The following is a 16198-nucleotide window of genomic DNA, read 5'->3' on the forward strand; positions in this document are numbered from 1 at the left end:
ACCTCCCCTTGACGCCATCTGTCGGGGCCGCCACGGTGGCCCCGATGTTACCCATTCGCGACCATAACCCCTCGGGGCGCACGCCCTACGTGACCTATGCGCTGATCGCGATCAACGTGGCCATTTTCCTCAGCTATTGGCCGCTTTTCGATGACGCCCGCGCCCTCAACCAGTTTTTCTACGACTGGGCCATGATCCCCAAAATGGTCAGCGAACAGGGCGATTATGCCAGTCTCCTCACCTCGATGTTCCTGCATGGCGGCTGGATGCACCTTGGTGGAAACATGCTGTTCTTATGGATCTTCGGCGACAATATCGAGGATGAGATGGGCCATATCCCCTATCTTGTCTTCTACCTTGCGGCGGGTCTCGGCGCGGGACTGGCCCATGTCCTTTCGGCCCCCGACTCACTCGTGCCCACGGTGGGCGCCTCGGGTGCCATTGCCGGCGTCATGGGCAGCTATTTGCTGCTCTACCCGAAGGCGAAGGTCGATATCTTCCTCTTCTTCGTGATCTTCTTCCGTATCCTGCCAATCCCTGCCTGGATCATGCTGGCAATCTGGTTCGCCCTGCAACTCTTCAACGGTGTGGGGGCCGACGCATCCGCCGGTGGCGTCGCCTATTGGGCCCATGCTGGCGGCTTCATCATCGGCATGGCGCTGACCATACCGCTCTTTTTGCGCCTGGGCGGTGCCCGTTTCTGGGCGCAAACCCACGGCCATCCGCCCCACCCCGAGGCCGAATACAAGCTAGGCCGCACCCGCATCCCAGTCGTGAGACGCAAATGACCCAGAAAACCAAAGCCACCTGCCATTGCGGCGCGGTCGAATTGCAACTGACCCTGCCCGACGGGGTCCAGAATCCGCATCGCTGTGATTGCAGCTTTTGCCGCCGCAGGGCCGCGCCTACCATCAGCGTACCACTGGCCAATCTCGAAGTGGTCCGCGGCGCAGACAAGCTATCGCTCTACACCTGGAACACCGGCACGGCACAACATTACTTTTGCAGTGTTTGCGGGATCTACACCCACCACCAGCGCCGCTCCAACCCCAATGAATTCGGGGTGAACCTAGGCGCCATCGACGGCATCAACCCGGCCGATTTCGAACCGATGCCCTGGGATGACGGCGTCAATCACCCGTCCGACGCCTGACAGGCCGCAAGATCAGGTGTTGCGGATGACCTTGGCGAATTTGTCGAAAATTGCCTCGTTGGCACAGATCACCTCGCCATCGGCCAGAATGTCGCCACCCTCGCTCAGCGGCTCGACCAACGCTCCGGCCTCGCGCAGAATGATGATCCCTGCCGCCATGTCCCAGGCGTTCAGACGCCGTTCCCAAAACCCGTCATACCGGCCCGCAGCGACATAAGCCATGTCCAGCGCCGCCGATCCGAAACGGCGCACACCCGAACAGGTGGGCATCAACCGCGCCAGATCCTGCAAGGTCTCCGGCAAATCCGAACGCCCGCCAAAGGGCAAACCGGTGGCAAATAATGCCTCGATCATCTTGTCCCGGCCCGAAACCCGCAACCGGCTTTCATTCATCCACGCGCCCTCGCCCTTCTCGGCAAAAAACGCCTCGTCCTTGCTGGCATCATAGACCACACCGGCCACGATCTGGCCCTTGTGCTCCAACGCAATCGACACCGCCCAATGGGCCAGCCCGTGCAGAAAATTGGTGGTCCCGTCCAGCGGATCGACGATCCAGCGCCGGGTCGGGTCCTTGCCCTCTTCCTCGCCGCCCTCCTCGGCCAGCCAGCCATAGGTCGGGCGCGCATTCATCAGTTCAGATTTGATGATCTGCTCGGCGGCGATATCCGCACGGCTCACGAAATCTCCGGCACCTTTCATGCTGACCTGAAGGTTCTCGACTTCACGAAAGTCCTTGGCCAGTGCCCGCCCCGCCTTGCGCGCGGCTCTCAGCATAACATTCAGATTGGCACTGCCCGCCATCGGTCTCGCTCCTCAAGGTTCAGGCCGCGCGTATACGCCCAGCAGACAGGGTGCACAAGAGGCGATACCCCCCAGGAACACCGCCCCCAACCACACCGGTAAATCCGACACACCAACGGCGCGGTCGACGGTCCCGAGGACGACGCCGAAGGCGGAGGACGAGAGATAAAGCGTGCGCGTCAGCGCACTCAATCTGATACCAGTTGCCGCGGTTCCGTCCGCTGCAACCGGACCGGAATTTCCCGCGCCAGCCGGATCAGATGCGCTACATAGGGCTTATCCGCATCGTCTTCGCGGATCGCCGCATACAGCCGCTTGGTCAGACCGGTCTCCGTCACCTTTCGGGTCACGTAATCATTGCTGGTGCGCACCTCGCGCACAACCCAGTCCGGCAGCACCGCCACACCACGATTCGACGCAACCAGCAGCAGGATCACCGCCGTCAATTCGACCTGCCGGATCGCTTTCGGTTCGACCTTGGCGGGCGTCAGCAACTCGGTAAAGACATCCAGCCGTGACCGGTCCACCGGGTAAGTGATCAACATCTCGTCGCGGAAATCTTCGGCCACCACGAATGCCTTTTCCGCAAGCGGATGCTGGCTCGACGCGACAAAAACCGGCTCATAGTCGAATAACGGCTTGAAGATCACGCCCGGCAGGTCCTCGGGATCGGAGGACACCACCAGATCAACCTCCTCCTTTTGCAAGGCCGGCAGCGCATCAAAGGCCAGTCCGGGCCGGATATCCACATCCACATCCGCCCATGTCTTGCGGAACCTCTCCAGCACCGGGAAAAGCCATTCGAAACAGGCATGGCATTCAATGGCGATATGCATCCGTCCCGCGCTGCCTTCGCGCACGCCCTCGAATTCAGCCTCCAGCGCCTCGATCTCGGGCAGAACCTTCTCGGCCAGACGCAGCAACCGATGCCCCGCCGCCGACAGTTTCAGCGGCTTTGAGCGGCGCACAAACAGCTCCACACCCGCCTGATCCTCCAGCCCCTTGATCTGATGGCTCAGCGCCGATTGGGTGATGTGCAAAATATCCGCCGCCCGCGCCAGCCCGCCCGCCTGATGTATGGCGCGGATGGTTTTCAGATGCCGGAACTCGATATGCATTATATTAGCCAACCTCATTTTGATCGTGAATATTATGAAATTGTCTCACAACAAATACGGTGCAACAAGGGGTCAGTTCCTCCAAACAGGATTTCCGCCATGATCGTGCCCAACATCTCTTTCGAGTTCTTCCCCCCGAAATCGCTGGAAGGGTCCTTCCGCCTGTGGGACACGGTCCAGACGCTCGCGCCGATGGACCCGAGATTTGTCTCGGTCACCTATGGCGCGGGCGGCACCACCCGCGAACTAACCCGCGACGCGGTGGACACGCTGCACAAATCCTCCGGCCTCAACGTGGCGGCACATCTGACCTGTGTCGATTCCAGCCGCGAAGAAACTCTGGCCATCGCCCGCGACTTCGCCGCCGCCGGTGTCAGCGAAATCGTCGCCCTGCGCGGTGACCCTCCGAAAGACAGCGGCGCGTTCCAGCCCCATCCCGACGGCTTTGCCAATAGTTGCGAGCTGATCTCGGCCCTGGCCGAAACCGGGCATTTTTCGGTCCGCGTCGGCGCCTATCCGGAAAAACACCCAGAAGCCGCCGATCAGGCCGCCGATATCGACTGGCTCAAGCGCAAAATCGACGCCGGCGCGTCCGAGGCGATCACCCAGTTCTTCTTCGAGGCCGATACCTTCTTCCGCTTCCGCGATGCCTGCGTCAAAGCCGGGATCGACGCCCCGATCATCCCCGGCATCCTGCCGATCGAGAACTGGCAGAACGCGCGACGCTTCTCGCTGGCCTGCGGCGCCAATGTGCCCGCATGGATGGATGATCTTTTTGATAAGGCCATTCGCGATGACCGCCATGATCTGCTGGCCACGGCGCTCGCAACCGAGCTGTGCAGTAATTTGCTTGAAGGCGGGGTCGAGGATCTGCATTTCTACACGCTCAACCGGCCCGACCTGACCCGCGACATCTGCCATGCGCTCGGTGTCACGCCGCGGGTGGAGCTTCGCGACGTCGCCTGACCTCCAATCCCCGCTTGATCCCTCCTCTTTCCGCTGTCACATCTTGGCGGCAAAAGAGGGGGCATCATGGTACAGAAAGTCGCGCAATCCTTTGAAGACCTCGCCGATTGGGGCGATCTGACCGCGCGCTCGGGGTTTGAATTCATGCAGGACATGATCGCCGGGCGGCTGGCGGGCCCGCCCATTGGCACCACTCTGGGCTTCGGTCCCACTCAGGTCGATGACGGGCTGGTGATTTTCGAAGGCATCCCTGAATTCAGGGCAACCAACCCGATGCGCGGCCTGCATGGCGGCTGGTACGGGGCGATCCTCGACAGTTGCATGGGCTGCGCGGTGATGACCAAAGTGCCAAAGGGCTCGATCTACACAACGCTGGAATACAAGGTGAACATCACAAGGGCGCTCCCGCTTGGCACAAAGGTTAAAGCCATCGGCACCGTCACCCATGCGGGCCGCTCAACCAGTGTCGCCACGGGCGAGGTGCGCGGGCTTGACGACGACCGACTCTATGCCACCGGCTCCACCACCTGCATGATCATGCCGGCACCGGCTGCCCGCTAACAAAGCCCTCCGACAAAGCCCCCTTTTGGGGACTGGGTGGGCGGGCGTCGCCAAAAGGGGGCGTCGTTGCCGGCTAGACAGCCTGCTCTATTGTCACCTCATCCGGCAACGCACCGGCAACGCTCTCATGCAGGCGTTCGCTTGGGTCATCGCCCATGTTTCGCGCAGCGCGCAGCAGGAATATCTTGCCCCATCCATTCCAGGTGCCGACCGATGGCGCCGTCACATCCCTCGGGAAACGGGCCTGCCACCCCTCGGGCAGCACCAGGCCACTGGCCTCAGCCCGTTCCAGCATCCAGACCAGCGGCACATTGGCCAGGGGTCGTGCCGCGTGAAACCCGCTCAACTGCCCGCCAACATCCCCATGCGCGCCCCTGAACCAGACCTGTTCGATCTTGCCATCGAAATCCGGCGGGCTTTCCCACAACACCGGCTCAAATACCGCGCGGGTCTCATCCAGCGCCAGCGCGTGATAGCCGTGCCGGACGGACCGCCCCAACCGGTGCGAATGAAACGAATGCGCCGCCTCGGCCCAGCGCCACAACACCGGCAGGCGCAAACCCAATGCCTTGACCGTATCCCAAACCCCCACCATCTCGATCGGGGTTTCAGGATGGCAAAACTGCTCGGCAAAAGCCGCCGCAGCCGCCCCGCCCGGATTGCATTGATAATGCCGATAGGCCATCAGGATATTCCGCTCGGTGGCATGATCGTCCTGCAACAGCCCCACCGTGTCGATCAACCCCGCAAGCGATCGCACCGCATAGGCGCCCCGCGAATACCCCAGCAGGAAAATCCGGTCCCCCGCCTTGTACCGGCTGGCCAGATAACCATAGGCGCGCCGGATCTGCCGGTTGATCCCGCGCCCCATCATCACATCGGGCGTCGTGCGCCAATCCTGCCACTGCAATCCCGCCTCGTAATAAAGCGACAGATCGGCGCCACCGATCTCGGACAGCAACTTGTAACTCAGCCCGGCATTGCTTTCGCACCCGGGCGACAGTGATGACATCGTCCCATCAAGGATCAGAACATGGGTGACCTGCCCCCGCGCCCTTGCATAGGCCGAATGGCCGCTGCGCACCCCCGGCCTGAGAAAATCAAAAAGAGATCTGGTCCACCCTCGCCAAGACATCCGTCGTCATCTTTCCTGTCATTCGCAGCACATGCCGCCGCTTCAGCGGCTCTGTCCCCTGTCTGGATAACATAGGCACAGCCGATCGCATCGGGCAAAGCCCAAACCGTGTTGCACGCCTGCGGATCAAAACGGCCCCGCCATCGTCCATCTTTTTCGTGAAAAGCCGGTTACCAGCGCATATCAAAATAGCCACCGACCAGCGAACGACCCTACCTATCTGAAATAAATGGATAAATACCACGCTTGGCACATTCAATCCACCACATGCCGGTCAGATTAGCGAAACCATGCCCTGCTGCCCTGCCCCGGAAACACCGGGCAATACTGCCCCTTCTCGTGCCCGGTCAACAGACCGTGAGGATACCACTCAACCCGTCAGAGTGCGGCGACCGTCACCGGCGCCCCCAGACCATACCCGTTGAACTGCGTGGTCAGCGACCGCGAATAGGCTCCCATACCGGCGAAAAGCACATAATCGCCCTCGGCCATCTCCTGCGGCAACAACAACGCATCCGGCAGCCGGTCAATGCTGTCACAGGTCGGGCCAAACACGATGCGCGCCTGCATCGCCCCCCCGCGCCAGACCCCTTCTTCGGTCAGCACGGTCACCCGGTCGGTGCATTCGATATCGCGCATCTCGAAAAGCCCGCCATAGATCCCGTCATTAAGGAAAACCGACCCGTCGCTTCGCAAGGCCTTGACCCGCGTGGCCAGCGTAAAGGCATCCGCCACCATTGCACGCCCGGGCTCACAGACCAGCGCCGGGGCGTCCTCGCCAAAAACCGCGTCCACCTCGGCGCGGATATGGTCGAAAATCGCTTCCAGGTCGGGCGCGGCCCCAATCCGGTGCGCGGCAAACCCACCGCCAACATTCAGCCGCGCTAGCGTCACACCTGCCGTACGCGCCACCTCGCCCACAACCTTGATATAGCTGGCCCAGGCGGTCGGATCGGCACATTGGGTTCCGGGATGAAAGGTCACCGACGGTGTAAAACCACGCGCCACAACGGCGCTTAACAGCTCAATCGCCTGATCCGGGCCAACGCCGAATTTCTCGCCGAAATCATAGGCCGCCCCCGCAACGGGCAAGGCCAAACGCACGGACATCTCCGCGCCAGCGGGCACGCCGGATAGCTTGTCCAGTTCCCGCGCGCAATCCACCGAATAAGAGGTCACGCCAAGCGCTACAGCCACGGCCACCTCCTCGGGGGACCGGACAGGGTTGTGATAATGCAGGACCGCGTCAGGGCAGACGGCGCGCACCGCGTACATCTCGCGCGGGCTGGCCACATCAAAGGCGCGGATACCGGCAGCCACCAGATTGGTCAGCACCTCTTCACCGGCATTGGCCTTCACCGCGTAGGTGACCAATCCATCGAACCCCTGCTGAAACCGACGCGCCGTCGCCTGCAAAACCGCCGGACAGAAATACACCATCGCCGTATCGGGGCGATGCCGCAGGATATGCGCCCGGGGGTCGGGCCAGTTCGGAGTTTCACGCATTGGTCTGCCTCAGATCGTCTTTTTTCCAGAATCCCGCAGTTACCTGTCGATTTCACGCGGCATTTAGCATATTATGTCTCCTTAAATAGTTAATATGACGAATGGTTAATGCAAACTGACGAAACCGACCTAGCCCTGCTTGCCCTGCTGGGCGAAAATGCCCGCGCCCCTGTCGCCACTCTGGCGCGCAGGCTGGGGCTTGCGCGCACCACCGTGCAGGCGCGCCTGGACCGGCTGGAAAGCTCCGGCACCATCCAGGGCTACAGCGTCCGACTTGGACAGGCCGCGCGCGCGCCGCTACACGCCACGGTACTGGTCAGCATCGAACCACGCAGCGCGCCCACCGTGCTCTCGCGCCTCAAATCCCTGCCCGAGGTGCGGCGCGTCCATACCACTTCCGGCCGGTTCGACCTGATCGTCACGCTTGAGGCGACAACAACCGAATCCCTTGATGAAACGCTCGACCGGATCGGCGAGGCCAAGGGGGTACGAAGCTCCGAAAGCCTGATACACCTCTCCACCAAGCTTGATCGCGGCGGGCACTGATCCCGCACGATCCTCACACGCCTCCCCTCAAAGAGACATGTCACATTCGACACGGGATCCCCCGAGGAGGAGGCCGAAGGCGGACGACGAGAGACCTTGCGTGCGCGCCAGCGCACTCAATCAGATGGATTTTCGCGCCGGCACCAGTCCAGCAGCCAATCCCGAAAGGCCCGCGCCGGCGGGCGCAGCCCCGCCCGGTCGGGATAGACCAGGTGATAGGCCTCGCGCCCCTCCGCGGTCACCCCCGGCAAACAAGGCACCAACCCTGCCTCGCGCATGGCCTTGTCGCTGGCCGGCGCGCGCGCCAAGGCCACCCCCACCCCTTCAGCGGCCAGCGCCATCGCCATGATCGTGCTGTCCGCATACAGATACCGCGCCCGGCCCGGCAAAAGACCAATCCTCTCAAAAACATACGGCCACCCCGCCCTGTGCGTTGCAACATCGATCAGGCGATGCTGCAACAGGTCCACCGGCGCCGTGATGACCTTGGCCACCTCGGGACGCGCGACCGGGAACAACCGCTCCCCCATCAGCCGGTCACTTTCCGCGCCATAGGCCTGCGGATTGCCAAAAATAACCTGTAGATCGGTAAATCCGCGGGTGAATTCATAAGGCAGATTGCCGGTGGTCAGGCTCAGTGAAATATCCGGATGCGCGCCGGTAAAACCCTGATAGCCCCGCGCCAGAACCCCCTGCGCGAAAATCAGCACCGACTGCACGAAAAGCTGTTGCGCCCGCGCCGCGCCAAATAGCCCGTCCGTGGCATTCTCCAGCGTCAACAGCGCCTGCTGTACCGAGGGCAGATACGACCGCCCCACCTCGGTCAGCGTCACCGCGTGGGCGTGACGCTCAAACAGGGGCGCGCCAAGACGTTCTTCCAAGGCGCGGATCTGCTGACTGACCGCCGCCGCCGACATGTTCAGTTGAGCCGCCGCGCGGGCAAAGCTCTCGCAGCGCGCCGCCGCCTCGAAAACGCGCAACCAGTTAAGGGAAGGAACCGACACTGCCATGTCACTCAGGCTAAGCTGAACTTAGCCTCAGCGTCCAGCACTATCGTTCTGAGCGTGCAGCCCCCTGCCCTAAGCTGGCCCGGATCAAACGCGATACAGGATTCTCACCCATGCCGACCCCGCTGCCGCTCGATAACGGTCACCTGACCACCGAACAGACCGCGCAATACTGGCGCGACGGATACCTCTTTCCCCTCGATGTTTTCACGCCCGAGGAGGCCGCAGGATATCGCGCCGAGCTGCAAGAGATCGAACAGGACTGGCGCACCGCCGACCTGCCGCAGCCGATCAACACCTACAAACGCGTCAATGCGCATTGCATCCTGCCGCTGGCTGCCCGGCTGGCACAGGACAAGCGCGTGCTCGATGCGGTTCAGGGCATCCTTGGCCCCGACCTGATGATCTGGTCGGCTGAATTTTTCATCAAGGAACCCAATACGACCCAGATCGTCGGCATGCACCAGGATCTGACCTATTGGGGCCTCGGTGAAACCTCGGATCAGGTCACCGCCTGGATCGCGCTTTCCCCCGCCACCATCGCCAGCGGCTGCATGGATTTCGTCGCCGGATCGCACAAGAACCCGATCATGCCCCATACCGACACGTTTTCGGAAACCAACCTGCTCAGCCGCGGCCAGGAGATCGCCGTCGACGTGGCCGATGACGACAAAACCCATATCGAGCTTCAGCCCGGCCAGATGTCGCTGCATCACGGGCTGACCTTTCACGGCTCGGGGCCAAACACCTCCGATGACCGGCGCATCGGCTTCGCCATCCGATACCTCAACCCCAATGCCCGACAAGAGGTGGCCGATCGCGATTATGCGATGATGGCGCGCGGCGTCGATTTCAGTGGCAATTTCATCCACTACATGCCGCCCACGGCCGATTTCAGCCCGGAATCGCTCCGGCTCTACGAAAAAATCCGCGCGGATCAGGCCAAAGCCCTTGCGCAAGGGGCCTCTGACAATGTTTCACTCTATAGCAAGAACGCTGCTGCATCGTAGGAAAGGATGCCCACCATGGAACGTGTGAATTTCACCCAGATGAAAGATGGCACCAAGGAAGAGTATGAATTCCTGACCGCGCATGAAATTGACCACACCAAACACACCGCACAGCGACTGCTGAAGGCGCTTGTCGATCTGGATGAAAGCCTTTCGGGTTACCAGATCACCCGTCTGGGCCATTCGGTGCAATCAGCCACCCGGGCGTGGCGCGACGGGGCGGATACCGACTGGGTCGTCTCGGCGCTTCTGCATGATATCGGCGATATCTACGCGCCCTATAATCACGACGAATACGCCGCCACGATCCTCAAGCCCTTCGTGCGCGAACAATGCGCCTGGTGCGTGCAGACCCATGGCGATTTCCAGATGCTCTACTACGGCCACCACCTGGAAGGCGCCGATCAGAACAAACGTGACCGCCACAAGGGGCACACCTATTTCGACGATTGCGCCGAGTTCTGCGAACGCTGGGATCAGGCCAGCTTTGATCCGTCCTATGATGACCTGCCGCTCGAATTCTTCGCGCCCATGGTCGAGGAGGTCTTTGCACGCCAACCCTATGACGCCGCAGTGATCCGCGCCGGTGAACGCGAACCGCTGACAAACGCCGGGGTCGCCGCGCAGCGCCAGTAACCGGCACAGCGGTTCCCCGGCGCGGGCACCAATGTCCCCGCCGGGCGTCATATCCCGGCGCCGCGGACGACGCTGTCGTTACCGGTTCAAAGTTTCTTCGCGCTCACCACGAAATGGGTAACGGAAAAGAAGAAACTGCCTTCTGCGGCCAGGGATCTTTGTTCCGCCGCCCAGTCGCCAGCCTCTTGCTGAGATATGTATCCGTTGGACACGGCATAGTTCTCCATCAAGATCATCATCATGTTCGCCAGGCCATCAGGCTTCAGCTGATGGTCGCAGATGGTGATGGGATGAACCGCCTCAACACCAAATCCGGCTTTCCTGAGGATTGGTGGCAAAAGCGCCGGAACGCGGCGTTCAACAAAGTGATTGTCCCAGGCCGCCAGCATACGTGCCATCCGCTCGGGCGCATTGCTGAACCAGACCAGACTGTCAAAGTGAATGTCGCCAACCACCAGCTTTCCATCTGGTTTGAGGGCGCGGCGCACTTCATCCACCGCTCCGGGAATATCACTCAGGTATTCAAACACCTGCACGGAAGCCGCCTTGTCGATAGAGGCATCCGCCACCGGCAAATGGCGAGTTGAGCCGTCGATGATATCTACCCAGTCAAAGTCGCGACAGCGCCTTATTGCCGATTGCCTCATGTCACCGCTGGGGTCGACACCGATTACCCGCCCGTCCGGGCCCACTGCCCTTGCCAACTCGGCGGTCAGCAATCCATTTCCGCTGCCAATGTCCAAAATGGTTTCGCCGGGGCCCGGTTTCAGAGCATCAAACGAAGCCTGTCGTCTTCGTGTGACATCCGCACCTTGATAGACAGTATCCAAAAGATGCGTCGTCTGGGCATCAAACTCCAACATGGACGACCTCGTTCAAACATCCTAAGCGTCATCAACCGGTCTTAGCACACCCTCCAAAGCATGTCTGCTTTGGGTTCGGAGCGTTCATTGTGCGCTATGCGGTTAAAGTGGACTTCAATAGTTTCGACGTTCGATGCAGTTACTTTAGCTCATAAGCTTAGATTTTTGGCACTCCATTCCGGGAAACTCGGCATGTCCGAGGGACTGCCAAAACGCAAGATTTTCGCCAACGACATTTTTTATGTTGGTCTGCATGAGCGAAAAGCACTTTTCCAAGAACGCGTCGTCATAAATTCCGTCTTTGCCGTATACATGCGCCACAAATTCGTGCGCTGGTAAGCGTACATCCTTTTCTTCCGATGTCGTCAAAAACTGGAAGGGAGTGTCACCCAACCAGGTTGTGCGGATGAGCTCACGGTCGGTACACCAAATTTCATCGTTCGTCGCAAAATCTATTTTTTGCCCCGAGAACTCCCATGAAACACTGCATTCGATGGACAGTTCCGCATAAACGTCGCGGTCTGAATAAACCCAAAGAGCGGGTAACAATATAATCAGGTAGATGAGGAAAGAATTGACTGACTTCCGGAGGGTGCTCACAGATAAATCCTGACCAACAAAAAAAGACGCCTGATATCTACTTCTGGAAAAACCGTAAGCAGATTGCCTGAAACTTCAAATGCCCGCAATGGGCTCATAGCGGACTTAGTTACCGCTGTATTGTTGCGATTACTTTCAATTTGGAGGGTTACTGATGCGGTCGCTCAGTCCTCTTTGCTTAGGCATCTCGCTGCAATCCAACCAAGGTTTGGTGTTTCGCCACAGTGAACCCCCACAGTGATGGGCTCCATGATTTTAGGGCAGTTTAACAGCTTGAAAGTTACATATCTTGTCGAGAGGTGCTCAAATGTCATCGCGGGACCGTTCACTTCTACTTCCCTGATTCTACTAATTAAATCTTGCTCGGAGATACCTAAAGTTGACCAATGGTGCTTACCAGTGTGATGCACCCATCCGCCAATTTCTAAGGTCGCTTCGGTGATTGAACTTGAGATTGAACCATTCCGAAAGCAGCTTGCCCTTCCTGACAATGGAATTGATACAATCGCACCTATTGCGAGAACCGTGAGGATGAAAACAATGATACTGATACGCTTCATTTGAAATGATGTAGCAATCTCAAGCATGAACTAGAAGGGCTCAAAGCGGTCTTCCGGTGCTTTCAAGCCGGTTGCCAATCAGTTTTTGGTGATTGGATGGATACGGTGTTCTTGTATTTGCCCCTTACCCCAGCCCCGGCCATCAAACCGCAGGCACCGGCGTGCAGCGATTGCCAAAGGCGCGCCATTGGATCTGGTGGTCTTGGACGCTGGCGATGCTGCACCGCTCTTGCCGTTCATTCGACCCGGCACCACCGGAGAGCAGGTTAGTCGATATATTCATCCGCGCGCTGTCCGGCGCGCTCATGGTGGATCGGCAGAGTCCGCCCATATAGCTGCTTGGTACGTTCCGGCGCGCCCACCATGTCCGGTTCCTCCACATAGGAAAAGATCGCCACGTAGCGTGGGCGCTCGCCCGTCAGCGGTGCCACCCGGTGCAGCGAATAGCGCCCGCGAAACAGCTGTAAATCGCCCGGTTCCAAATTTAGCACCGTCACCCGGTCCGACGTTCCGTTCAGCACCCGGGCCACTTCGTCGAAATTCTCATCCCCCTCGCGGATACCGGCGGCGTATTCAAACGCCCCCCCGCCCTCGGCATTCTGGATGGCCAGCGTCACCGTGAAATTGTTGGTATCAAAATGCCAGGGAAAGCCCGGCCCCGTCTCGGCCATGTTCACGATCACATCGGCCAGCGGATCGGCATAGCGATAGAACTTTTCTTCCTCCAGACAATCGCGGATGAAATCATCGAACCCGTCGAAATCATGCACGGCGCGCAACGGGCCATCGCGGGTGAAATTATCCGCCGGGATGAACGCGTTCGACCGGTCATAGAATTGCCGGCGCGGATCGTCTTCGGGCAGGCCCGGGTCGTCCTGGGTGAAATAGGGATTGGTCCGGCTGAAGGATTTGTGCCCCTGATCCGCGACCCCCTCGGCCTCGGCCGTCAGCGCCGCGATGCCCTCTGGCGTCAGGAACCCCTTGACCACCGCGCAACCGTCGCGCGCCAGATCGGCGCGCACCTGTGCCAGCACCGCCGCGCGTTCTGCGCCGTCGCGGTGGATCGGATAGCGTTCAAGATCAATCAGTCGATTTGCGTCTGAAACCATCGGGGGCACCTTCTTCAGATGCCCCCATGAAACGGTCCCGACCGGTCCCTCGTCTGCGTCAATTTCGACATTTTCAACGTCGCAAATCGCCAAAAAACGTACGCCCCGTACGTCACCCTCACCAAACCGGCCGAATTCCGTACGTTTCGCGCGTACAATCCGTACGCTTTGTACGGTTTCAGGCCGACAGGCGGCTGATGATGATGCTGACCTCTGGTTTTTTGCCGATCTCGCCCATCGCACTTTGCCGCGTGACCTTGCGCAAGCCCTCTTCCAGCTTGTCATCGTCGATCAATGTCTTCGATCCGGCGCGACCCAGATATTGGCTCAGGTCTTCTTCCAGCACATCAACCAGCGGCGCGCGGCTATGGCCCGTATCCGGTAAGCCTTTGATTTCGCACCAGGGTTCGCCCAGCGGTTCGTCATCCTCATCCAGGATCACATTGACCATGACATGCCCGTTCAGTGCCATTCTGATCCGGTCACGCACAACCCCGTCCAGCGCGCCGATCTTGACGCTGCCATCCAGATAGGTCCGCCCGGTCTCGATATATTCGGCCACCACGGGCGTGTTCTGGCTCAGGTCCATCATCATGCCATTGACCGCCAGAACACCATATAACCGGTTGTTTTTCGCCAGTTTTACATGTTCGCGCAGATGCCGGTGCTCACCATGCATGGGGATCACCATCTGTGGTTTGATCAGCTTGTGCATGGCATCCAGATCGGGCCGGTTGGCGTGACCCGAGACATGATAAAGCCCGCTGGTATCATCCACCACATCAACGCCCATCTCGCTGAATTGATTGATAATTCTGATGACGCCCCGTTCGTTCCCGGGGATGGTTTTTGACGAGAACAAGAAGGTATCGCCTTCGGTCAGCGTGATCCCCTGATACTTGCCCTGGGCCAGTTGCGCACTCGCCGCGCGGCGTTCGCCTTGGCTGCCGGTCACGATCAGCATCAGGCTGTCACGCGGAATTTGTTTTGCATCTTCGGGACTTACGACCTTGGGAAAATCCGTCAACACACCGGTCTCAACACTCGCCTCAATCATCCGCCGCATCGCCCGGCCCATCAGACAGACCGACCGCCCAGCCCGGACCCCGGCCTCGGCCAGTGTTTTGACCCGCGCCACGTTGCTGGCAAAGGTGGTGCAGACGAACATGCCCTTGGCACCCGCCACCAGCTTTTCGATCTCGGGGCCGACGCTGCTTTCGGAGCGACCCTCCATCATACTGAAAACATTTGTCGAATCGCAAACAAGCGCCTTCACCCCAGGCTTTGCGATCGCCTCCCAGACGGAGGCGTCGAACGGCTCGCCCACCACCGGGTTGGCATCCATCTTGAAGTCGCCCGTATGCACAAGACGGCCATCAGGCGTATCGATCACCAGCCCCGAACTCTCGGGGATCGAGTGCGAAATCGGCACGAAGCCTACCTTGAACGGACCTGCCTCGGTCACCTCGGGCCAGGGTGAGACCGTGCGCACCGCCTTTTCCGGGTGGCCATGCTCGTCCATCTTGCGACGGGCGATATTGGCTGTGAAGGCGCGGGCATAGATCGGCGCGCCAAGCTGGTTGTAGTAATGCGCCACGGCCCCCACGTGATCCTCATGGGCATGGGTGATGAACACCGCTTCCAGCTGATTGCGACGCTCGCTAAGCCATTGAATATCCGGCAGAATAAGATCAACGCCGGGGCTGCCATCCATGTCGGGAAAAGTCACACCCAGATCGACGAGGATCAGACGCTCCTGCCCCGGTTTTCCGTAGCCGTAGACATAGGCATTCATGCCGATCTCACCCGCACCGCCAAGTGGCAGGTAAATCAGTCGTTCACTGCTCATGGGGCCTCAGCCCTCCTTATTGTGGTTATGAATCACGGTCAGGCCGTGCATTGTCAGATCATCTTCGAACACGTCGAACATCGCATGTCCCTGCTGAAACAAGGGGGCCAGACCACCGGTGGAAATCACCCGCATCGGGCGACCAAATTCCGCTTTAATTCTATCGCATATCCCGTTGATAAGACCAACATACCCCCAAAATACACCAGATTGCATGCAGTCTACCGTATTGGTGCCGATCACATGCGGCGGCTTGGTCACATCGACATGCGGCAGGGCGGCGGCGGCAGTGTGCAACGCCTCCAGCGACAGGTTCACACCCGGTGCGATCACCCCGCCCACATAGGCGCCGTCATGATCCACCACGTCAAAGGTGGTCGCGGTGCCGAAATCCACCACGATCAGGTCGCCGCCATGCCGGTCATAGGCACCCGCGGTGTTGACCAGTCGGTCCGGCCCTACTTGCGTGCCTTCATCCACCCGGGGTTCTACCGGCAGGCGACATTCCGGTTTACCGACCACTATTGGCCGGCATCCAAAGAAACGATCGGTAAAAACGCGCAGATTGAAAACCACACGCGGCACAGTGGACGAGATGATGACTTCGGTGATTTCAACATCAATCCCGAAATGCTTCACCAGCGTGGAATACCAGGTAAAATAGGCGTCTGCGGTGCGGGCATGATGGGTTGACGTGCGCAGCGTACACAGGAATTTCTCGCCATCCCAGATCGAGAAGACGGTGTTCGTGTTGCCGCAGTCAATCGCCAGAAGCATA

The 16198-nt window shown here is 59.8% G+C and carries 19 protein-coding genes; 7 read left to right on the forward strand and 12 right to left on the reverse strand.

The window, feature by feature from the left end; translation table 11 throughout:
• The first annotated feature begins 44 nt into the window (after positions 1 to 44).
• On the forward strand, positions 45 to 788 hold the full coding sequence (locus Q1B27_RS14660) for a rhomboid family intramembrane serine protease (protein ID WP_299848545.1): 744 nt from the start codon (positions 45 to 47) through the stop codon (positions 786 to 788).
• Entirely contained in the window at positions 785 to 1153 is a 369-nt protein-coding gene (locus tag Q1B27_RS14665) for a GFA family protein (RefSeq protein WP_299848547.1), read from the forward strand. Before Q1B27_RS14660 ends, Q1B27_RS14665 begins: the two co-directional genes overlap by 4 nt.
• A gap of 12 nt (positions 1154 to 1165) precedes the next feature.
• On the opposite strand, the gene Q1B27_RS14670 is transcribed toward Q1B27_RS14665, so the two are convergent.
• The 3 genes from Q1B27_RS14670 to Q1B27_RS14680 are packed head-to-tail and all read right to left on the reverse strand — an operon-like array spanning position 1166 to position 3072.
• The gene (locus Q1B27_RS14670) at positions 1166 to 1954 is read right to left on the reverse strand and encodes an inositol monophosphatase family protein (protein WP_299848548.1); all 789 of its coding nucleotides are present in this window, start codon (positions 1952 to 1954) and stop codon (positions 1166 to 1168) included.
• Between the two features lie 12 nt (positions 1955 to 1966).
• The gene (locus Q1B27_RS14675) at positions 1967 to 2146 is read right to left on the reverse strand and encodes a hypothetical protein (RefSeq protein ID WP_299848549.1); all 180 of its coding nucleotides are present in this window, start codon (positions 2144 to 2146) and stop codon (positions 1967 to 1969) included.
• Complete coding sequence (locus Q1B27_RS14680; RefSeq protein WP_299848550.1) at positions 2143 to 3072, reverse strand: LysR family transcriptional regulator; 930 nt, start codon at positions 3070 to 3072, stop codon at positions 2143 to 2145. The genes Q1B27_RS14675 and Q1B27_RS14680 overlap by 4 nt, the downstream gene beginning before the upstream one ends.
• A gap of 99 nt (positions 3073 to 3171) precedes the next feature.
• On the opposite strand from Q1B27_RS14680, the gene metF reads away from it, so the two are divergent.
• Positions 3172 to 4038 carry a methylenetetrahydrofolate reductase [NAD(P)H] gene (gene metF, locus Q1B27_RS14685; protein ID WP_299848551.1) on the forward strand — a complete coding sequence of 289 codons (867 nt, stop codon included), beginning with the start codon at positions 3172 to 3174 and terminating at the stop codon, positions 4036 to 4038.
• Between the two features lie 66 nt (positions 4039 to 4104).
• On the forward strand, positions 4105 to 4599 hold the full coding sequence (locus Q1B27_RS14690) for a PaaI family thioesterase (protein WP_299848552.1): 495 nt from the start codon (positions 4105 to 4107) through the stop codon (positions 4597 to 4599).
• A 73-nt stretch (positions 4600 to 4672) separates the two neighbouring features.
• Here Q1B27_RS14690 and Q1B27_RS14695 read toward each other — a convergent pair whose 3' ends face one another.
• Positions 4673 to 5734, reverse strand: coding sequence for a DUF2235 domain-containing protein (locus tag Q1B27_RS14695; RefSeq protein WP_299848554.1), 1062 nt, complete (start codon positions 5732 to 5734; stop codon positions 4673 to 4675).
• 378 nt (positions 5735 to 6112) lie between these two features.
• The gene (locus tag Q1B27_RS14700; protein WP_299848555.1) at positions 6113 to 7240 is read right to left on the reverse strand and encodes a type III PLP-dependent enzyme; all 1128 of its coding nucleotides are present in this window, start codon (positions 7238 to 7240) and stop codon (positions 6113 to 6115) included.
• Positions 7241 to 7348: 108 nt separating this feature from the next.
• Here Q1B27_RS14700 and Q1B27_RS14705 point away from each other — a divergent pair, with 108 nt between their 5' ends.
• Positions 7349 to 7786, forward strand: a complete 438-nt coding sequence (locus tag Q1B27_RS14705) for an Lrp/AsnC family transcriptional regulator (protein ID WP_299848556.1) — start codon at positions 7349 to 7351, stop codon at positions 7784 to 7786.
• Between the two features lie 116 nt (positions 7787 to 7902).
• Here the strand turns inward: Q1B27_RS14705 and Q1B27_RS14710 are convergent, their stop codons facing one another.
• Complete coding sequence (locus Q1B27_RS14710) at positions 7903 to 8796, reverse strand: LysR family transcriptional regulator (protein ID WP_299848557.1); 894 nt, start codon at positions 8794 to 8796, stop codon at positions 7903 to 7905.
• 110 nt (positions 8797 to 8906) lie between these two features.
• Between Q1B27_RS14710 and Q1B27_RS14715 the strand changes: the two genes are divergently transcribed.
• A complete protein-coding gene (locus Q1B27_RS14715) occupies positions 8907 to 9803 on the forward strand; it encodes a phytanoyl-CoA dioxygenase family protein (protein ID WP_299848558.1) in 897 nt (298 codons plus the stop codon).
• A 15-nt stretch (positions 9804 to 9818) separates the two neighbouring features.
• Positions 9819 to 10439 (forward strand): HD domain-containing protein, encoded by a 621-nt coding sequence (locus Q1B27_RS14720; RefSeq protein WP_299848559.1) that lies wholly within the window; start codon positions 9819 to 9821, stop codon positions 10437 to 10439.
• An 86-nt stretch (positions 10440 to 10525) separates the two neighbouring features.
• On the opposite strand, the gene Q1B27_RS14725 is transcribed toward Q1B27_RS14720, so the two are convergent.
• From Q1B27_RS14725 to Q1B27_RS14750, 6 genes are all read right to left on the reverse strand, one after another.
• The gene (locus Q1B27_RS14725) at positions 10526 to 11302 is read right to left on the reverse strand and encodes a methyltransferase domain-containing protein (protein ID WP_299848561.1); all 777 of its coding nucleotides are present in this window, start codon (positions 11300 to 11302) and stop codon (positions 10526 to 10528) included.
• Between the two features lie 144 nt (positions 11303 to 11446).
• Positions 11447 to 11902, reverse strand: coding sequence for a hypothetical protein (locus tag Q1B27_RS14730; protein WP_299848563.1), 456 nt, complete (start codon positions 11900 to 11902; stop codon positions 11447 to 11449).
• 702 nt (positions 11903 to 12604) lie between these two features.
• A complete protein-coding gene (locus tag Q1B27_RS14735; protein ID WP_299848564.1) occupies positions 12605 to 12745 on the reverse strand; it encodes a hypothetical protein in 141 nt (46 codons plus the stop codon).
• The gene (locus tag Q1B27_RS14740) at positions 12729 to 13571 is read right to left on the reverse strand and encodes a phytanoyl-CoA dioxygenase family protein (RefSeq protein ID WP_299848565.1); all 843 of its coding nucleotides are present in this window, start codon (positions 13569 to 13571) and stop codon (positions 12729 to 12731) included. The genes Q1B27_RS14735 and Q1B27_RS14740 overlap by 17 nt, the downstream gene beginning before the upstream one ends.
• Positions 13572 to 13749: 178 nt before the next feature.
• On the reverse strand, positions 13750 to 15420 hold the full coding sequence (locus Q1B27_RS14745) for a ribonuclease J (RefSeq protein WP_299848566.1): 1671 nt from the start codon (positions 15418 to 15420) through the stop codon (positions 13750 to 13752).
• Between the two features lie 6 nt (positions 15421 to 15426).
• Entirely contained in the window at positions 15427 to 16197 is a 771-nt protein-coding gene (locus Q1B27_RS14750) for a type III pantothenate kinase (RefSeq protein WP_299848567.1), read from the reverse strand.
• Position 16198: the final 1 nt, after the last annotated feature.

It is taken from the genome of uncultured Roseovarius sp. (genome assembly GCF_947489715.1).
Taxonomy (GTDB): domain Bacteria; phylum Pseudomonadota; class Alphaproteobacteria; order Rhodobacterales; family Rhodobacteraceae; genus Roseovarius.

Coding starts and splice junctions, on each gene's coding strand:
- Q1B27_RS14660 (WP_299848545.1), top strand. CDS start 45: ATGTTACCCATTCGCGACCATAACCCCTCGGGGCGCACGCCCTACGTG.
- Q1B27_RS14665 (WP_299848547.1), top strand. CDS start 785: ATGACCCAGAAAACCAAAGCCACCTGCCATTGCGGCGCGGTCGAATTG.
- Q1B27_RS14670 (WP_299848548.1), bottom strand. CDS start 1,954: ATGGCGGGCAGTGCCAATCTGAATGTTATGCTGAGAGCCGCGCGCAAG.
- Q1B27_RS14680 (WP_299848550.1), bottom strand. CDS start 3,072: ATGCATATCGAGTTCCGGCATCTGAAAACCATCCGCGCCATACATCAG.
- metF (WP_299848551.1), top strand. CDS start 3,172: ATGATCGTGCCCAACATCTCTTTCGAGTTCTTCCCCCCGAAATCGCTG.
- Q1B27_RS14690 (WP_299848552.1), top strand. CDS start 4,105: ATGGTACAGAAAGTCGCGCAATCCTTTGAAGACCTCGCCGATTGGGGC.
- Q1B27_RS14695 (WP_299848554.1), bottom strand. CDS start 5,734: ATGTCTTGGCGAGGGTGGACCAGATCTCTTTTTGATTTTCTCAGGCCG.
- Q1B27_RS14700 (WP_299848555.1), bottom strand. CDS start 7,240: ATGCGTGAAACTCCGAACTGGCCCGACCCCCGGGCGCATATCCTGCGG.
- Q1B27_RS14705 (WP_299848556.1), top strand. CDS start 7,349: ATGCAAACTGACGAAACCGACCTAGCCCTGCTTGCCCTGCTGGGCGAA.
- Q1B27_RS14710 (WP_299848557.1), bottom strand. CDS start 8,796: ATGGCAGTGTCGGTTCCTTCCCTTAACTGGTTGCGCGTTTTCGAGGCG.
- Q1B27_RS14715 (WP_299848558.1), top strand. CDS start 8,907: ATGCCGACCCCGCTGCCGCTCGATAACGGTCACCTGACCACCGAACAG.
- Q1B27_RS14720 (WP_299848559.1), top strand. CDS start 9,819: ATGGAACGTGTGAATTTCACCCAGATGAAAGATGGCACCAAGGAAGAG.
- Q1B27_RS14725 (WP_299848561.1), bottom strand. CDS start 11,302: ATGTTGGAGTTTGATGCCCAGACGACGCATCTTTTGGATACTGTCTAT.
- Q1B27_RS14735 (WP_299848564.1), bottom strand. CDS start 12,745: ATGAATATATCGACTAACCTGCTCTCCGGTGGTGCCGGGTCGAATGAA.
- Q1B27_RS14740 (WP_299848565.1), bottom strand. CDS start 13,571: ATGGTTTCAGACGCAAATCGACTGATTGATCTTGAACGCTATCCGATC.
- Q1B27_RS14745 (WP_299848566.1), bottom strand. CDS start 15,420: ATGAGCAGTGAACGACTGATTTACCTGCCACTTGGCGGTGCGGGTGAG.
- Q1B27_RS14750 (WP_299848567.1), bottom strand. CDS start 16,197: ATGCTTCTGGCGATTGACTGCGGCAACACGAACACCGTCTTCTCGATC.